Genomic DNA, 14,470 nt, shown 5'->3' with positions numbered 1-14,470 from the left:
GACCCATGAGCTGGATTTGTCCGTAGTCCAGCCGCGCATGCTATCGTCGCGGGAGGGAAACCTTATAGCGGCAAGGATGGAGGGAGACGTGACATCCAAGATGGGGGCATCGGAGGTCGGCGCACCCGCCGGCGAGGGGGAGATCCTGCTGACGGTCATGCTGAAGCATCAGAAGGACAAGAACCTGGCCGAGATCAACGCCAAGCTCGACGCCGCCGGGTTCTGGAAGAAGTTCCCGCCCGAGGGGATCGAGGTGGTGTCCTGGTACGTGATGATGGGCATCGGCCAGGTGGTGACCCTCAAGGTCCCCGGCCACCGGCTGCGCGAGGTCAACCTGGCGATCGAGCAGAGCGCCTGGGGCGGCTTCGACACCGAGTTCTACCCGACCTACGACTTCCGCCCCGTGTGGGAGGGGATCAAGGCGAAGCAAAACCTAGGATAAAGCGACAGCCGCCCTCAATACCGTCATCCCGGGAGACCCCGGGCTTGATCCGGGGGCTGCCCGGGACCGCGTCCGAACGCCGCCACTCGGTCCCGGCCGGGTCCCGGATCACGTCCGGTCCCCGCCGGGATGACGACTAGCGCACAATCACTCGCTCACCAGATTCGCCGCCAGGAAGTCTTTGAACGCGTCCCAGGACTGCGTGTCCGCCACTTCGCGGTAGCGGTCGCTGTCGAACACCGTGAAGGCGTGGGGCGCACCCGAATAGACCTGGATCTCGTACATCACGCCGGCCTTCTCCAGCTCCTCCGACAGGGTCGCGACCTGGCTCATCGGGATGGCGGTGTCCGCACCGCCATGGGCGACCAGGATCGGCGAGGTGTCGGCCGGATAGCTCTGCCCCTCCGGCGTGGCCAGCCCGCCATGGAAGGTCGTATAGCCGACGATATTCGCCGCCTTGCCCGAACGGGCCAGCTCCAGCACCGCCGCCCCGCCGAAGCAGTAGCCCATCACCACCGTCTTGCCGTCCCGCTCCTTCCGCGCCTCGGCGAGGCCGCCCAGGATCAGGGTCCGCATCCGCTCGCGGTCCTTATAGAGCTTGCCGGTCTCTTCCTTCTTGGCCCCGGTCTCCACCGGTCGGTTGCCCTTGCCGTAGAGATCGACGGCGAAGGCGTCGTAGCCCAGTTCGGCGAGCATCTCCGCCCGCTTTTCCTCATAGGCGGTCAGCCCGTCCCAATCGTGGATGATCAGCACAAGTCCCTTCGACTCCCCGGCCGCCTCGGCCCGGTAGCCGGTGAAACTCTCGCCGTTCACCGTGTAGTCCACCGGCTCGCCGGCATAGGCGGAGAAGGGCAGCAGGGCGGCAAGCGCCGCAGTGGCCAGAAGTCGCATGGAATAGATCTCCCTGTAGCACAGTCGATTACAGGGAACCCGGATGGTCACATTGAGAACTAAATGAGCGTCCGGTCCGGTTTCTCAAGCAGCCGACGGGCGATTGCCCGAGCGAGACGGAAAAGGCCAGACGGGTAAGAGACTTAGATTGTTCTATCAGCGACGATTATATCTAAGAATGTCGCTTTTGACACATTCAGGGTTTGGTCTGGGACGCGCATCGGTTAAGGTTCTGCTGCGCTGCAACACGCGCATTTCCGAAAGTCCCATCAACGACCCAGGAGGAACATTCCCGTGAAACCGATCGAATCCGCCGAGGACATTTCCGAGCTCGCCTTCGGGTTCATGGCGTCGAAGGCACTGTTCGCGGCCCTGCATGTGGACGTGTTCGGAGCGCTGTCGGACGGCCCGAAATCGATCAAGGATCTGGCGGCGGCGACGAAGGTGCCCGCCCAGCGCATGCAGACGCTGGTGACGGCCCTGGTCTCGGTCGGCCTGCTCACCCGCAATGACGGCAAGATCGCCAACGCACCGGCCAGCGAGGCCTATCTGGTGCGCGACAACACCAACTATTTCGGCGATTACCTGCGCTTCCAGATCGATCGCCAGATGTATCCGTTCATGGAAAACCTGGACAAGGTCCTGCTCGGCGACACCGACGACATCGAATATCCGGACTACGCGTCCTGGATGGCCGACCGGCACCATGCCGAGCTGTTCAGCCGCTCGCAGCATTCCGGCTCGCTCGGCCCGGGCGCGGTGCTGGCCAAGCGCCTGCTCAAGGAAGGTGCCGTCTCCGAAGATGTCGGCTCCATGCTGGATGTCGGCGGCGGTTCCGGCGCCTTCTCCATCATGTTCTGCAAGCGTTTCCCCAAGCTGCACGCCACGGTGCTCGACTTCCCCAATGTGATCGAGGTCGGCAAGACCTTCGTCGCCGAGGAGGAGATGTCGGACCGGATCGACTTCGTCGCCGGCGACGGCACCAACGCGAACTGGCCGAACGACCAGGACATCGTGCTGATGAGCTACCTGTTCTCCGGCGTGCCGGAGGAAGCCATCGACAAGCTCTGCTCCGACGCGTTCCGGGTGCTGAAGCCGGGCGGGCTGATCGCGATCCACGACTTCATGGTGACCGACGACCGCAAGGGCCCGGCGCTGGCCGCGCTCTGGCAGCTCCAGCACATGGTCTACACCCCGGACGGCGTCGGCATGACGCCGGGCTTCGTGGAGAAGCACCTGAAGAAGGCCGGTTTCGAGATCGAGATCGACGACGACCTCATCCCCGGCATGACCCGGGTGATGACCGCCCGCAAGCCGGACTGAGGCGCACCTGCGGCCTTGCCCTTCGACACGCGCCCCGGAGTAGATCCGGGGCGCTGCTCAGGGCGAGGTCATTTTCAGAGCTGATTTTTCGACCTCTTCAAAGCTGATTTTTCGACCTCGCCCTGAGCAGCTCCGCAGGAGCGTGTCGAAGGGCCGGCGCCTTACGGAATCCGTTCCACCCGCAGCACGTTGGTCGATCCCGGCTTGCCCATGGGCACGCCGGCGGTGATGACCACCTTGTCGCCCGTGCCGGCAAAACCCTCGCTTTTCGCCACCTCGGTGGCGCGCTGGACGATGGCGGAGAACCGCTCTTCCTGGGCGATGGCGACCGCGTGCACGCCCCAGGCCATGGCCAGGCGCCGGGCGGTCTTCATCGACGAGGTGATGCACAGGATCGGCACCGTCGGCCGCTCGCGCGAGGCGCGGATCGTGGTCGAGCCCGAGGTGGTGTAGGTGACGATGCAGCCCGCGTCGATCGCCTCGGCCACCTCGCGCGCCGCCAGGGTCATCGCGTCGGACACGGTGCGGTCCGGCACCGGCTGGTCCGCGTGGGCGGCGGCAAGATAGTAGTCGTCGCTCTCCACCGTGCGGATGATCTGGTTCATCATCGTCACGGCCTCGATCGGATATTTGCCCGCCGCCGTCTCGGCCGAGAGCATCACCGCATCCGCATTGTCGTACACCGCCGTCGCCACGTCCGAGGCCTCTGCCCGGGTCGGGGACGGCGCGTTGACCATGCTGTCCAGCATCTGGGTGGCGACGATCACCGGCTTGCCGAGGGAGCGGCACAGCCGGACGATCCGCTTCTGGATCGGCGGCACCTGCTCCGGCGGAAGCTCGACGCCCAGATCGCCGCGCGCGACCATCACCGCATCGGAGATTTCGACGATCTGGTCGAGCTGTTCGATGGCGGCCGGCTTCTCCAGCTTGACCAGCACCGCGGCCCGGCCCGCGATCAGCTTGCGCGCCTCGGCCACGTCCTCCGGACGCTGCACGAAGGACAGGGCGATCCAGTCCGCCCCCATGTCCAGGGCGAAGCGCATGTCGTCCTGGTCCTTCGGCGTCAGCGCCGAGAGCGGCACGACGACGCCGGGCACGTTCACGCCCTTGCGGTCGGACAGCGGACCGCCGGTGATCACCTCGGTATCGGCCGACTTGCCGTCGCATTTCAGCACCCGCAGGCGCACCTTGCCGTCATCCAGCAGCAGGTCGGTTCCCGCCTCCAGGGCGGCGAAGATCTCAGGATGCGGCAAGGTCACCCGCTTCGCGGTCCCCGGCCCCTCCTTCAGCTCCAGGCGGAACTTGTCGCCCGTCTTCAGCTCGATCGGACCGTCGGGGAAGGTGCCGATGCGCAGCTTGGGTCCCTGCAGGTCCGCCATGATGGCGATCGGCCGGCCCGACTCCGCCTCGAGCGCGCGCACCACATCGCAGCGCTTCTGATGGTCCTCGTGGCTACCGTGGGAGAAGTTAAAGCGGAAGACATCCACTCCTGCCTCGAACAGGTGGCGGATCATGTCGGCGTCGGAGCTTGCGGGCCCCAGCGTCGCGACGATCTTGGTGCTTCTGAAGCGTCTCATGGGCAAAGACATCGCATGATTTTATGACGAACGTAAGCATAACGAGCCTGCCACGTCGGCCCAAAGGACTATCAACGCGGGTCTTTCCAGATCGTAGCCCATCCAATAGTCTGCTAGGCAACCAATAAGCCGGAGGAAACGCATGGCCCCGAATGACGGCGCGGCGAACGGAAACCCGGCAGGTGCCGGCCCCGCCCGGTCCCTGGCTCTGCTCGCCTATCTCGCCGCTTTCGCCGGGGTATGCGGTCATGCGTCGAGCGAGTTCGTCGTCAAACTGACCCAGCTCCAGGGGGCCGAGGTCACCGTCTGGCGCTTCATGCTCGGCGGGGCGGCGCTGGTGCTGGTCTCCCTTGCCCGGCCGCAGACCCGAGACCTGATCACGCCGCTGCGGGAAAATTTCGTTCAGGTGGTCGGTCTGTCGATCTTCGGTATGGCCTTCGCGCAGTTCCTGTTCCACTGGGCGCTGGACTACGCCAGCGTCGTGCAGGTGGCGACCATGGTGACCACCATGCCGATCTTCGTGGTCTTCGTGCTGCGGATCGTGGACGGGACCAAGATCACCGCCCCCAAGCTGGTCAGCGGCATCGGCGCCTTCCTGGGATGCCTGTTCCTGCTGACCGACGGCGTGCTCGACCGGCTCGACGGCGGCGAGAGCTCGCTGCCCGGGATCCTGCTGGCCGTCGGCTGCGCCATCGTCGGCGCGATCTATCTCGTGCTGGTCCGGCCGCTGATCAAGCAGTACGGCGCGATCCGGATGACTACCTACACCTTCGCTCTCGGCGCGATTCCCATGTGGTTCGTCGCCGGCTTCCTGTGGGGCGTTTGGGTGGATCCGACCACCCTGTTCGACCGCCCGTCCGATCAGGCGGCGGCGCTGATCACCCTGGGGATGTGGAACACCTGCATCGGCTTCATCCTGTGGCTTTGGGGGCTCGGCAACGTGCCCGACCCGGCACGCGGCAACTATCTGTTCTTCCTCAAGCCGGTGCTGGCGGCCCTGCTCGCCTATTTCATCCTCGGCGACACCATCACCGTGCCGCAGCTCCTGGCGATCCTGGCGATCACCGGCTTCGTCCTGGGCGAAATCTTCTTCGACGACATTCGCGCCGCCCTCGGCCGGGCTCGGGAGGAGAAGGCGCCGTAATCCGGCTCCAGACTGCGCTCCAGGCCGAGGTTCAGCGCTCCGGCAGTGCCGCGAGGATCGCCTCGATCCGGCCGACCAGCTTGGCCGCGGTGAACGGCTTCACCAGATAGCCGTCGATCTGCCGCTGGGCGGCCGCCTTGACGGTCTGCGCATCGGTGTGGGCCGTGGTGATGATGACCGGGATCGAGGCCATCGCCTCGTTCTCGTTGTCCCGCAGCTTCTTCAGAAATTCCAGGCCGTCCATCTGATCCATCTCCACATCGCAGAGGATCAGGTTCGGAAGCTGCTGTTCCGGCACGTCGAGCAGTTCGGAGAACGCATGGCGCCCGTTCACCGCCTCGGTGACGCTGCGGACACCCGCCAGGCGGAGCATTTGGGTCAGCGTCTTTCTGACGAAGGCTTCGTCGTCGACGATCAGCACGTCGACGGCCGACAGGGATGCGACCATCGCCTATCTTTCCTTGTGGTGATGACCGGGTGACCCGGTCGTCCAAGTCGCGGCGAATTCCAATGCGGCTTGTATGGTTTCTTCCGACAACCGGAGGAGTTCATCAACCCCGGAATTCAGAGTGGCTGCGTCATCCGCCCGCGCAGCGTCTCCCAGGCGGCGGGCCAAAGCGCCCAGTTGGGCCGCGCCGGCGGAGCCCGACACCCCCTTCAGGGCGTGCAGGATCGGAAATGCCGCACCGGTGGGAACCGGCCCCGTGATCCTCAAAGCCCGCAGCGTGGCCGTCTTCTCGCGCACCGTGTCGACGAAGTCGCTGATCCAGGCCTTCCCAGCCTCCGGTTCGGCGCCGAACAGCTCCACCGCCGTCGACGGATCGAAAAGGTCGGTCCGGTGGGCCGCCTCCGAGGGCGGGACCGCCACCGGCCTGCCGGCCAGGAGCTGGGCGATGGCGCGGCCGATGGTCGCCTGCTCCACCGGCTTGGTCAGGACCGCGTCCATGCCCGCCGAAAGACAGCGTTGGACGGCGTCCTCGAACGCGTTGGCGGTCAACCCCAGGATCGGCGTGCGCGCCCCGGTCTGGCGGTCGATCTCCCGGATCGCGCGGGTCAGTTCGACCCCGTCCATCTCCGGCATCAGGTAGTCGGTCACCACCACGTCGAACCGGTTCGCCCGGAACGCCGCCAGCGCCTCCGCCCCGTCGTTGCGCATGTCGGCGACGAGGCCGAGCCGGGCAAGTTGCCGGCTGAGCAGCCAGCGGTTGGTGGAATGATCCTCCGCCACCAGCACCCGGCGACCCGTGAATTCGGCGATCGCCGGTTGCTCGGCCGTCGCACCGGCGGCCGGGGCGGGCAGCGCCTCCTCGGCGGCCAGCGGCAGGATCAGGCTGAAGGTGCTGCCTTCGCCGTCGACGCTGCTGGCGGTGATGCTGCCGCCCAGGATCTGGGCCAGTCGGCGGCTGATCGCCAGGCCCAGTCCGGAGCCGCCGAAGCGCCGGGTGGTGGAGGTGTCGGCCTGCACGAAGGGCTGGAACAGAAGCGGCAGGACCGACTGCGGAATGCCGATGCCGGTGTCCTGCACCGCGATCTCCAGCCGGCGCCCGCCGGCCGAGTCTCCGTCTGTGTCCACCGTGCGCAGGATCACGCGGATCCAGCCCCGGTCGGTGAACTTGATGGCGTTGTTGATCAGGTTCACCAGGATCTGGCGCAGCCGCATCCCGTCCGTGTCGATCTGCGCCGGGGTTCCCGGCCGGGTTTCGACGTAGAGCGCCAAGCCCTTGCTCTCCGCCGCCGGCGAGATCTCGGCGATCAGCGCATCCACCAGCGGCAGCAGGGCCACCGGCTCGCGCTCCACCTCCATCCGGCCGGCCTCGATCCGCGACATGTCGAGCACGTCGTTGACGATGGCGAGCAGGGAGCGGGCGGATTCGTTGATGGTCTGGGCGATGCGCCGCTGTTCGGCGTCGAGCCTGGTGTCGAGCAGGAATTCCGAGGTCCCCAGCACACCGTTCATCGGCGTGCGGATCTCGTGGCTGATCGTGGCGAGGAAGCTGGTCTTGGCCTGCGCCGCGTCCTCCGCACGTCCCAGGGCGTCGAGCAGTTCGGCGTTCTTGCGGGCAATCTCCGCCGCCATCGTGTTGAACGCCTCGGCCAGGTCCACGGCTTCGCGCGGCTGCAGGCCGCCCTCCAGGGTCACCCGGGCCTGCAGATCGCCGCCGCTCATCTGTCGGCTGGCGGTCACCACGGCGCTGAGCGGGCGGGTGAAATATCCGGCCAGGAACCAGCTCAGGATTGCCGCCGCCGCCAGCCCCGCCAGCCCGATCATCAGCGCGTAGAACGCGGCCTCATCGGCATGGCGCCTGATCTCGGTCAGCGGCTGGGGGATCATGACGCCCCATCCGGTCGTCGGCACGAAGGAATAGCCGGCCACCATGTCCGCCCCGAGCGCCGGCGAATGGAAGACCGTCGTCCCGGTCTCCCGCCGCAGCATCCGCGCGACCGGCTCAAGCTGGGCGATCTGCCTCATCTCCGCGACCCAAGACGGAAGGGGATGGGCGAGCACGCGGCCGGTCTGATCGACGATGGCGGCATGCCCCTTCTCACCGAAGGCGATCGCCTTACCGCGTTCGATGATGTAGCGGGTCGAGACCGCGCCGACCGCGAGAATGTCGCCGTACCGCCGCAGCACATAGAGGGTCGGCGCTCCGTTCTCCCGCGGCATCACGCCGGAGAAGGTGGCGCCGTCCGATCGGGCGATGTCGAGGAAGACCTGCAGCCGATCCGGCTCGACCGCATCGGGGCACGGATACTCGCTCGATATCAGGCTGCGCGCGACTTGGCCGTCCTCCGCCCGGACCAGGCAGAGATGCAGCAGGTTCAGATCCTGCATCAGATCCGCGACCTTCCCCGACGGGTCTCCGCCGAGGGCCGCCTCCGCGGCGAGGTCGAACACCGAGATCACATCGCGGGCGTACCGCTCCAGCGCGCCGCCCACGTTCCGCGCGAGCAGCAGATGGGTGTCGTCTACGATCTGTATCTCACGGTCATGCGCGCGCAGATACACCCACCCGGCCAGCGCCAGGACAGGCAGAACGGCTACCCCCGATAGGGTCAGGAACAGGAGGTTCCGCAGGCGCATGGGCGAGGATCAGGCTCCGGGGCCGCGACAAGGATCGGTGGACAACCCTTAGGTTATCAACATTTCAGTTAAAATGGAGGCATCTGAGTTCTAACCGGCACCCTTGGAGCAAATCTACCCCCGCCTCCGGGGAGCGTTAACACCGGAGCTGTGCCAAGTTGTGACCGGAACGCGCTCTGGCGGTCGCGCCGGCGCGTTCCTCGGCTTGTTCTCCCGCCCCCGCCGCGCCACTGTTCGCGAAATCGGCTGACGGAGGACACCCATGCCCGCACAAGAAATCGTCATCGCCGGCGGCAAACGCACGCCGTTCGGCGACTTCGGCAAATCGCTGAAGGACATTCCGCTTTCCACCCTTGCCACCCACGCGGCCAAGGCCTGCGTCGAGGCGGCCGAGCTGAACCCGGAGAAGATCGACCACGCGGTCTGGGGCAACGTGCTGCCGGTCGATCCGGACGGGTATTACGTCGGCCGGGTCGCGGCCCTGAACATCGGCATGCCGGACAGCAGCTGCGCCCTGGGCGTGAACCGGGCCTGCGGCTCGGGCACCCAGGCGATCCTGACCGCTGCCCAGCAGATCATGTCGGGCCATTCCTCGATCGCCATCGCCGGCGGCGGCGAGAACTTCTCGCGCGGCTCCTACGCCCAGACCGGCATGCGCTGGGGCGTGACCCGCGGCCAGCAGACCCTGGAGGACACGGTCGAGTGGGCCTATTCAGACCCCTTCGGCCATGGCCTCATGGGGGCGACGGCGGAGAACCTGACGGAAGACTTCCAGTACCGGCGCGAGGACATGGACGCCTGGGGCGTGATGTCCCAGCAGCGGGCCGGGGCGGCGATGGAGAGCGGGTTCCTCGCCAGGCAGATCGCGCCGATCGAGGTGCCGGAGGGCCGCAAGGGCACCCGGCTGATGGAGATGGACGAGTTTCCCCGCCCCTCGGTCACGGTCGAGAAGCTCGGCGCGCTGAAGCCGGTGTTCCGCAAGGGCGGTCAGGTGACGCCGGGCAATTCGTCGGGGGTGACCGACGGCGCCGCCTGGGTTGTGGTCGGTGATCGTGCGAAGCTCGAAGCGGAAGGCGTGAAGCCGCGCGCCCGGCTGGTCGACTGGGCCATCGTCGGCGTGCCGCCGCGGATCATGGGCTGCGGCCCGGTCCCGGCGATCCGCGCCCTGTGGGAGAAGCGGGGACTGAAGGCGTCCGACGTCGACTACTACGAGATCAACGAAGCCTTCGCGGTGGTGAACCTGCATGCCGAGAAGGAGCTCGGCGTGCCGCGCGACGTGACCAATCTCTATGGCGGCGGCATCTCCATCGGCCACCCGCCGGGAGCCACCGGCGTGCGCATGGCGCTGGTGGCGATGCAGCACCTGGAGGATACCGGGCAGCGCTATGCTATCCTGTCCATGTGCATGGGTGCCGGCCAGGGTATGGCGGTTCTGCTGGAGCGGATCTGATCCCAGCGGCTCGGGCGCCCGGCGCCCGAGCCCTATTTCCGGTGCAGGAGGCAGCGATCGCGGGATCCCCGCACCCCCAGGACGCCGAGCCGTCGCGGGTACCGGACACCGATCCGGGTCCGATGTCTTCGGCCGATCTCGGAAGCGATCGCATCGGCCGCTTCGGCCGCTACTGGCTTTCGCTCAGGGACAGCGCGGGCGCCGTGCCGGACCGGGTCGATTTCGATCCCACGGCCCTCGCCGACATGCTGCCCAACCTCATCGTGGTCGAGCATCTGGCCGGCGACGAGTTCCGCTACCGTCTGCTCGGCACCGGCGTCGACGCCTTTACCCGACGCTCCTACACCGGGAAGAAGACCTCGGAGATCGACGGCCACGGTCCGGGCAACCGGATCCACACCCTGTACGTGGAGACCCTGCGACGGGGCGGCATGGTCGGCTGCGCCCTGCCCTATGTGGGCCGCAGCAGCATCTGCAAATCCGTGCGCCAGATCGCCGTACCTTTCCGCACGGCGGAGGGCGGCGGTCAGGTGATCTCGCTGATCGAGTTCGAACTGATGACCGGCGCCGAGGTGAAGAGCCTGCCCCAGTCGAGGCGCTGGGTGCTGTGACCGTTTCACCACGCCCCAACGCCGACTTCCTGGAAGCGCCGTAGGCGCTGTCCAGGATCGTAACTCCGGCCTCGACCACAAGGTCCTGGATAGCGCCGCTGGCGCTTCCAGGAAGTCGGTTGATTTATTGGTTCGTTAAAGAATGAGCACCGCCCTGAAATCGTTCACGTTGGTCAGCGTCGGCCCGGTCACGATCAGCCGGTCCAGGGCGGAGAAGGCACCGTAGCCATCGTTGTTTTCCAGGTGCGCCACCAGATCGATGCCCGTCGCGTCGGCCCGCTCAAGATCGCCCGGCACGAACAGGGCCCCGGCATTGTCTTCCGTGCCGTCGATCCCGTCGGTGTCGCAGGCGAGGGCTGCGATCTGGCCCCCCAGTTCCGGCATCCGCCGCTTCACGGTCACCGCGAAGGCGCAGAGGAACTCGGCATTGCGTCCGCCGCAGCCGTCGCCACGCACGGTCACCGTGGTCTCCCCGCCCGACAGCAGCACGCAGGGGGCCGGTGCCGGCTGACCGTGGCGGGCCACCTGGGCGGCGATGCCGGCCATCACCGTCGCCACGTCGCGGGACTCGCCCTCGATGGCGTCGCCCAGGATCACCGGCGTCACCCCGGCGGCTCGGGCGATCTCCGCCGCCGCCTCCAGCGAGGCCTGCGGGCGGGCGGCCATGACCGTCTCGGCCTTGCCCAGCACCGCATCGCCCGGCTTGGGTGTCTCGTGCGCCGGGTCGTCCAGGGCCTTGGCGACGCTGTCCGGCGGGGTGATGCCGTATTTCCTCAGCACCGCCTTCGCATCCGCCAGGGTGCTGGTATCGGCCACGGTCGGTCCCGAGGCGATCACGTCCGGGTCGTCGCCCGGCACGTCGGAAATCAGAAACGCATGCAGCGAAGCCGGGGCTGCGGCGGCAGCGAGACGACCGCCCTTGATCGCCGACAGGTGCTTCCGCACGGCATTCATCTCGTGGATCGTCGCGCCGGACTTCAGCAGGTCGCGGTTGACCGCCTGCTTGTCCTCCAGGCTCACGCCCTCGGCCGGCAGGGTCAGCAGGGCCGACCCGCCGCCGGAGATCAGTGCGATCACCCGGTCCTCCGCCCCCAGACCCGAGACCAGGTCCAGGATCCGCCTAGCGGCATCGCGGCCGGCGGCGTCGGGCACCGGATGGGACGCCTCCACCACCTCGATCCGTTCGGTCGGGCAGCCATGGCCGTAGCGGGTGACCACCAGCCCCTCCAGCTCACAATCCGGCGCCTCGGCGGCGAACAGGGTCTCCACCGCGGCCGCCATGGAGGCGGCCGCCTTGCCGGCGCCGATCACCAATGTGCGGCCCTTGTGCTCGGCGCGGGCGAGCGGCAGGAGATGCGGCGGCAGGCAATGGGCCGGATCGGCGGCGGCGATCGCCGCGTCCATCATCCGGCGCAGCAGGTCGGTCGGATCGATGCTCATCACTGGCCGCCAGACGCCTTCCAGGCCTCATATTCGGCCTTGGTCTCCGCATTGGGCGGATAGAGGCCGATGGTCGGCCGCCCCTCTTCCACCCGCGCCTGGACCCAGCGCTCGAACCGGTCCTGTTCCACCGCGTCCTCGGCCACCTCGGCGGCGAGCTTGGCCGGGATCACCACCGCCCCGTCGCCGTCGCAGACGATCACGTCGCCCGGAAACACAGTGACGTCGCCGCAGGCGACCGGGATCTCCACGTCGCCGCCGGAGAGCTGGGTGATGCTGGCCGGCGGGGCGGCCCCCAGGCACCAGACGTCGAAGCCGGTCGCCGACACCCCGGCACCGTCGCGTACCGCGCCGTCGACCACCATGCCGGCAACCCCGCGCTTGGCGAGACGGGCGGTGAGAATGTCCCCGATGGTGCCGGTGGTAGCGATGCCGCGCGCCTCCACCACCAGGATCGCACCCTCCGGGCAGGCCTCGATCGCGACCCGCGGGCCGTAGCCGGGCGCGCCGAGCACCGCCGGGTCGGACAGATCCTCGCGCAGGGGCAGGAAGCGCAGGGTATAGGCCGGGCCGACCACGCAGCCCTGATCCGGGCGCAGCGGCTTCACGCCGTTGATCGAGACATGGCGCAGGCCGCGCTTGAGAAGCTGCATGGAGACGGTGGCCGTGCCCACGGCACGCAGCTTGTCGAGCGTGTCCTGTGACGGGGCGGGGATGGAGGACATCGGAGGATCCGCACTGAGGAAGGGGCGCACAGTCTGCCGCGCCCGTCCCGCCGCCGCAATCGGTCAGCCGGCCTCTTTGCCCCCATTGGCGATCAGGCCGCGCAGCCGCTCCGCCGGATAGGCGGCCTCAATCTCCGCCGCCTTGGCATTGGCAGTGGCCTCCATGCCGTCGTCGGACACCTCCACGGGCTCGGAGCGCACCCAGTCGTCCAGATACGCGTCCGCACTCTCGGCCCCGTCCTTCATGGCGGCGGCGTCGATGGCGGCGATGAAGCGCTGAGGCAGTTCGACCTTGGCACTCTCGCGCCGGCGGCCGCGCCCTTTCTCGACAATGACCTGGGCCGGGATGTCGCGCCAGGAGACGATGATCAGATGCGCCATGGCGGCCCTACTCCGCGGCCTGGGCGGGAGCGGCGGCCGCGGCAACGAAATTGCCGATCTCGCCATAGCCCACGTGCCGGTACTCGAAGGCGAGGCCCAGCCGCTCGGCCGCCTTTGCCGCCTTGTCGCGCAGCCGGGAGTCGGCGGTCTGGGCGAGGTAGACCAGGGTCGTGTAGTGCCCGAAATAATCGGGCAGCAGCTGGGGATAGCGATCCAGACCCAGCCCCTTGATGATCAGCCGGTCGAAATGCCGGACCAGATAGTCGGTCAGGTAGAACTGTCCCGGGTCGCGCTCGGCCATCTCGGTGAAGGCGTCGGTGCCGGCGAACATCTGGTAGCAGTGCGGGCCGGGGATCCGCTCGAGCCCCTCGGCCTCCAGCATCCGGTCGAGTTCGCCGCCGGTGCCGCAATCGCCATACAGCACATAGACCCGGTCGTACCGGTTGCCGGCCGCGCGGATCTTGCGCAGCACCGCCGGGGCGATCTTCTGCGGCGTGTTGTGCCAATGGGCCGGCAGGCAGGTGACGGTCAGCTCCGCCCAGCCGGTCATCCGCTTCAGGTCGACCAGCTCGCGGGCCAGCGCCCCGCAGGCGATGAACAGCGCTTGCGGACGAGCCCGGGTCAAGCCGTCGATGGACCAATCCGCCATGGCGTTTCCGCTCCCATGGGTCCGGGCCGCCGTTACTGGCCGGCGGCCTCCGAGTTCGAGCGCCGGCGTTCGGCGATGAGCTGCTTGGCGGTCTCCACCGCCACCGCCGCGTCGCGGCAATAGGCGTCGGCGCCGACATTTTCGGCGAAGGCCTCGTTCAGCGGCGCGCCGCCGACCAACACGATGTAGTCGTCGCGCATTCCCTTCTCCTTCAGGGTGTCGATGACGACCTTCATGTAGGGCATGGTCGTGGTCAGCAGGGCCGACATGCCGAGGATGTCCGGCTGGTGCTCCTCGATGGCGGCGAGGTAGTTCTCCACCGGGTTGTTGATCCCGATATCGATCACCTCGAAGCCGGCGCCCTCCATCATCATGGAGACCAGGTTCTTGCCGATGTCGTGGATGTCGCCCTTGACCGTGCCGATCACCATCTTGCCGACGCGCGGGGCGCCGGTCTCGATCAGCAGCGGACGCAGGATGAACATGCCCGCCTTCATGGCGTTGGCGGCCATCAGCACTTCCGGCACGAACAGGATGCCGTCGCGGAAGTCGATGCCGACGATCCGCATACCCTCCACCAGGGCCTTGGTCAGGACGTCGTACGGGGTCCAGCCGCGTTCGAGCAGGATGTTCACACCCTCCTCGATCTCCTCCTTCATCCCGTCATAGAGATCGTCATGCATCTGCTGGACGAGGTCGTCGTCGTCGAGCTCGGAGAGAACGATATCCTCGCCATCATCTTCGGCCATGGCCGT

General features: G+C 67.5%; 14 protein-coding genes. 5 read left to right on the top strand and 9 right to left on the bottom strand.

The genetic code is table 11. The features are described from left to right. Nucleotides 1–88 precede the first annotated feature (88 nt). The gene (locus T8K17_RS10045) at nucleotides 89–442 is read left to right on the top strand and encodes a hypothetical protein (protein ID WP_322334369.1); all 354 of its coding nucleotides are present in this window, start codon (nucleotides 89–91) and stop codon (nucleotides 440–442) included. A gap of 147 nt (nucleotides 443–589) precedes the next feature. On the opposite strand, the gene T8K17_RS10040 is transcribed toward T8K17_RS10045, so the two are convergent. Further along, nucleotides 590–1,333 (bottom strand): dienelactone hydrolase family protein, encoded by a 744-nt coding sequence (locus tag T8K17_RS10040; protein WP_322334368.1) that lies wholly within the window; start codon nucleotides 1,331–1,333, stop codon nucleotides 590–592. Nucleotides 1,334–1,627: 294 nt separating this feature from the next. Between T8K17_RS10040 and T8K17_RS10035 the strand changes: the two genes are divergently transcribed. Beyond that, nucleotides 1,628–2,656: a class I SAM-dependent methyltransferase gene (locus tag T8K17_RS10035; protein ID WP_322334367.1), complete on the top strand. Its 1,029-nt coding sequence runs from the start codon at nucleotides 1,628–1,630 to the stop codon at nucleotides 2,654–2,656. 161 nt (nucleotides 2,657–2,817) lie between these two features. Here T8K17_RS10035 and pyk read toward each other — a convergent pair whose 3' ends face one another. After that, entirely contained in the window at nucleotides 2,818–4,233 is a 1,416-nt protein-coding gene (gene pyk / locus T8K17_RS10030; protein ID WP_322334366.1) for a pyruvate kinase, read from the bottom strand. Between the two features lie 142 nt (nucleotides 4,234–4,375). Between pyk and T8K17_RS10025 the strand changes: the two genes are divergently transcribed. Beyond that, entirely contained in the window at nucleotides 4,376–5,377 is a 1,002-nt protein-coding gene (locus T8K17_RS10025; RefSeq protein ID WP_322334365.1) for a DMT family transporter, read from the top strand. Between the two features lie 31 nt (nucleotides 5,378–5,408). Here the strand turns inward: T8K17_RS10025 and T8K17_RS10020 are convergent, their stop codons facing one another. Both T8K17_RS10020 and T8K17_RS10015 read right to left on the bottom strand, forming a co-directional pair. Then, nucleotides 5,409–5,825, bottom strand: coding sequence for a response regulator (locus tag T8K17_RS10020; protein WP_322334364.1), 417 nt, complete (start codon nucleotides 5,823–5,825; stop codon nucleotides 5,409–5,411). A gap of 3 nt (nucleotides 5,826–5,828) precedes the next feature. Continuing rightward, nucleotides 5,829–8,459, bottom strand: a complete 2,631-nt coding sequence (locus T8K17_RS10015; protein ID WP_322334363.1) for an ATP-binding protein — start codon at nucleotides 8,457–8,459, stop codon at nucleotides 5,829–5,831. Between the two features lie 262 nt (nucleotides 8,460–8,721). Between T8K17_RS10015 and T8K17_RS10010 the strand changes: the two genes are divergently transcribed. Beyond that, nucleotides 8,722–9,909, top strand: a complete 1,188-nt coding sequence (locus tag T8K17_RS10010) for a thiolase family protein (protein ID WP_322334362.1) — start codon at nucleotides 8,722–8,724, stop codon at nucleotides 9,907–9,909. 122 nt (nucleotides 9,910–10,031) lie between these two features. Further along, complete coding sequence (locus T8K17_RS10005; RefSeq protein ID WP_322334361.1) at nucleotides 10,032–10,520, top strand: PAS domain-containing protein; 489 nt, start codon at nucleotides 10,032–10,034, stop codon at nucleotides 10,518–10,520. Between the two features lie 135 nt (nucleotides 10,521–10,655). Here the strand turns inward: T8K17_RS10005 and T8K17_RS10000 are convergent, their stop codons facing one another. The 5 genes from T8K17_RS10000 to T8K17_RS09980 form a co-directional block, all read right to left on the bottom strand. Further along, a complete protein-coding gene (locus T8K17_RS10000; RefSeq protein ID WP_322334360.1) occupies nucleotides 10,656–11,960 on the bottom strand; it encodes a glycerate kinase in 1,305 nt (434 codons plus the stop codon). Continuing rightward, nucleotides 11,960–12,685, bottom strand: a complete 726-nt coding sequence (locus T8K17_RS09995) for a ribonuclease activity regulator RraA (RefSeq protein ID WP_322334359.1) — start codon at nucleotides 12,683–12,685, stop codon at nucleotides 11,960–11,962. Before T8K17_RS09995 ends, T8K17_RS10000 begins: the two co-directional genes overlap by 1 nt. 63 nt (nucleotides 12,686–12,748) lie before the next feature. Beyond that, on the bottom strand, nucleotides 12,749–13,066 hold the full coding sequence (locus tag T8K17_RS09990) for a virulence factor (protein WP_322334358.1): 318 nt from the start codon (nucleotides 13,064–13,066) through the stop codon (nucleotides 12,749–12,751). Nucleotides 13,067–13,073: 7 nt separating this feature from the next. Further along, entirely contained in the window at nucleotides 13,074–13,715 is a 642-nt protein-coding gene (locus tag T8K17_RS09985; RefSeq protein WP_322334357.1) for a DUF1638 domain-containing protein, read from the bottom strand. Between the two features lie 32 nt (nucleotides 13,716–13,747). Then, nucleotides 13,748–14,464: a B12-binding domain-containing protein gene (locus T8K17_RS09980; protein WP_322334356.1), complete on the bottom strand. Its 717-nt coding sequence runs from the start codon at nucleotides 14,462–14,464 to the stop codon at nucleotides 13,748–13,750. Nucleotides 14,465–14,470 lie beyond the last annotated feature (6 nt).

The organism is Thalassobaculum sp. OXR-137 (assembly GCF_034377285.1).
In the GTDB taxonomy this organism is placed as follows: domain Bacteria; phylum Pseudomonadota; class Alphaproteobacteria; order Thalassobaculales; family Thalassobaculaceae; genus Thalassobaculum.
The sequence above is the reverse complement of the archived record's forward strand: the minus strand, read 5'-3'. Positions and strand labels throughout refer to the sequence as shown.

Excerpts from the sequence above, each read along its gene's own strand:
- T8K17_RS10040 (WP_322334368.1), bottom strand. The coding sequence starts at position 1,333 with ATGCGACTTCTGGCCACTGCGGCGCTTGCCGCCCTGCTGCCCTTCTCC.
- T8K17_RS09980 (WP_322334356.1), bottom strand. The coding sequence starts at position 14,464 with ATGGCCGAAGATGATGGCGAGGATATCGTTCTCTCCGAGCTCGACGAC.
- T8K17_RS10005 (WP_322334361.1), top strand. The coding sequence starts at position 10,032 with ATGTCTTCGGCCGATCTCGGAAGCGATCGCATCGGCCGCTTCGGCCGC.
- T8K17_RS09985 (WP_322334357.1), bottom strand. The coding sequence starts at position 13,715 with ATGGCGGATTGGTCCATCGACGGCTTGACCCGGGCTCGTCCGCAAGCG.
- T8K17_RS10015 (WP_322334363.1), bottom strand. The coding sequence starts at position 8,459 with ATGCGCCTGCGGAACCTCCTGTTCCTGACCCTATCGGGGGTAGCCGTT.
- T8K17_RS09995 (WP_322334359.1), bottom strand. The coding sequence starts at position 12,685 with ATGTCCTCCATCCCCGCCCCGTCACAGGACACGCTCGACAAGCTGCGT.
- T8K17_RS10025 (WP_322334365.1), top strand. The coding sequence starts at position 4,376 with ATGGCCCCGAATGACGGCGCGGCGAACGGAAACCCGGCAGGTGCCGGC.
- T8K17_RS10000 (WP_322334360.1), bottom strand. The coding sequence starts at position 11,960 with ATGAGCATCGATCCGACCGACCTGCTGCGCCGGATGATGGACGCGGCG.
- pyk (WP_322334366.1), bottom strand. The coding sequence starts at position 4,233 with ATGAGACGCTTCAGAAGCACCAAGATCGTCGCGACGCTGGGGCCCGCA.
- T8K17_RS09990 (WP_322334358.1), bottom strand. The coding sequence starts at position 13,066 with ATGGCGCATCTGATCATCGTCTCCTGGCGCGACATCCCGGCCCAGGTC.
- T8K17_RS10020 (WP_322334364.1), bottom strand. The coding sequence starts at position 5,825 with ATGGTCGCATCCCTGTCGGCCGTCGACGTGCTGATCGTCGACGACGAA.
- T8K17_RS10010 (WP_322334362.1), top strand. The coding sequence starts at position 8,722 with ATGCCCGCACAAGAAATCGTCATCGCCGGCGGCAAACGCACGCCGTTC.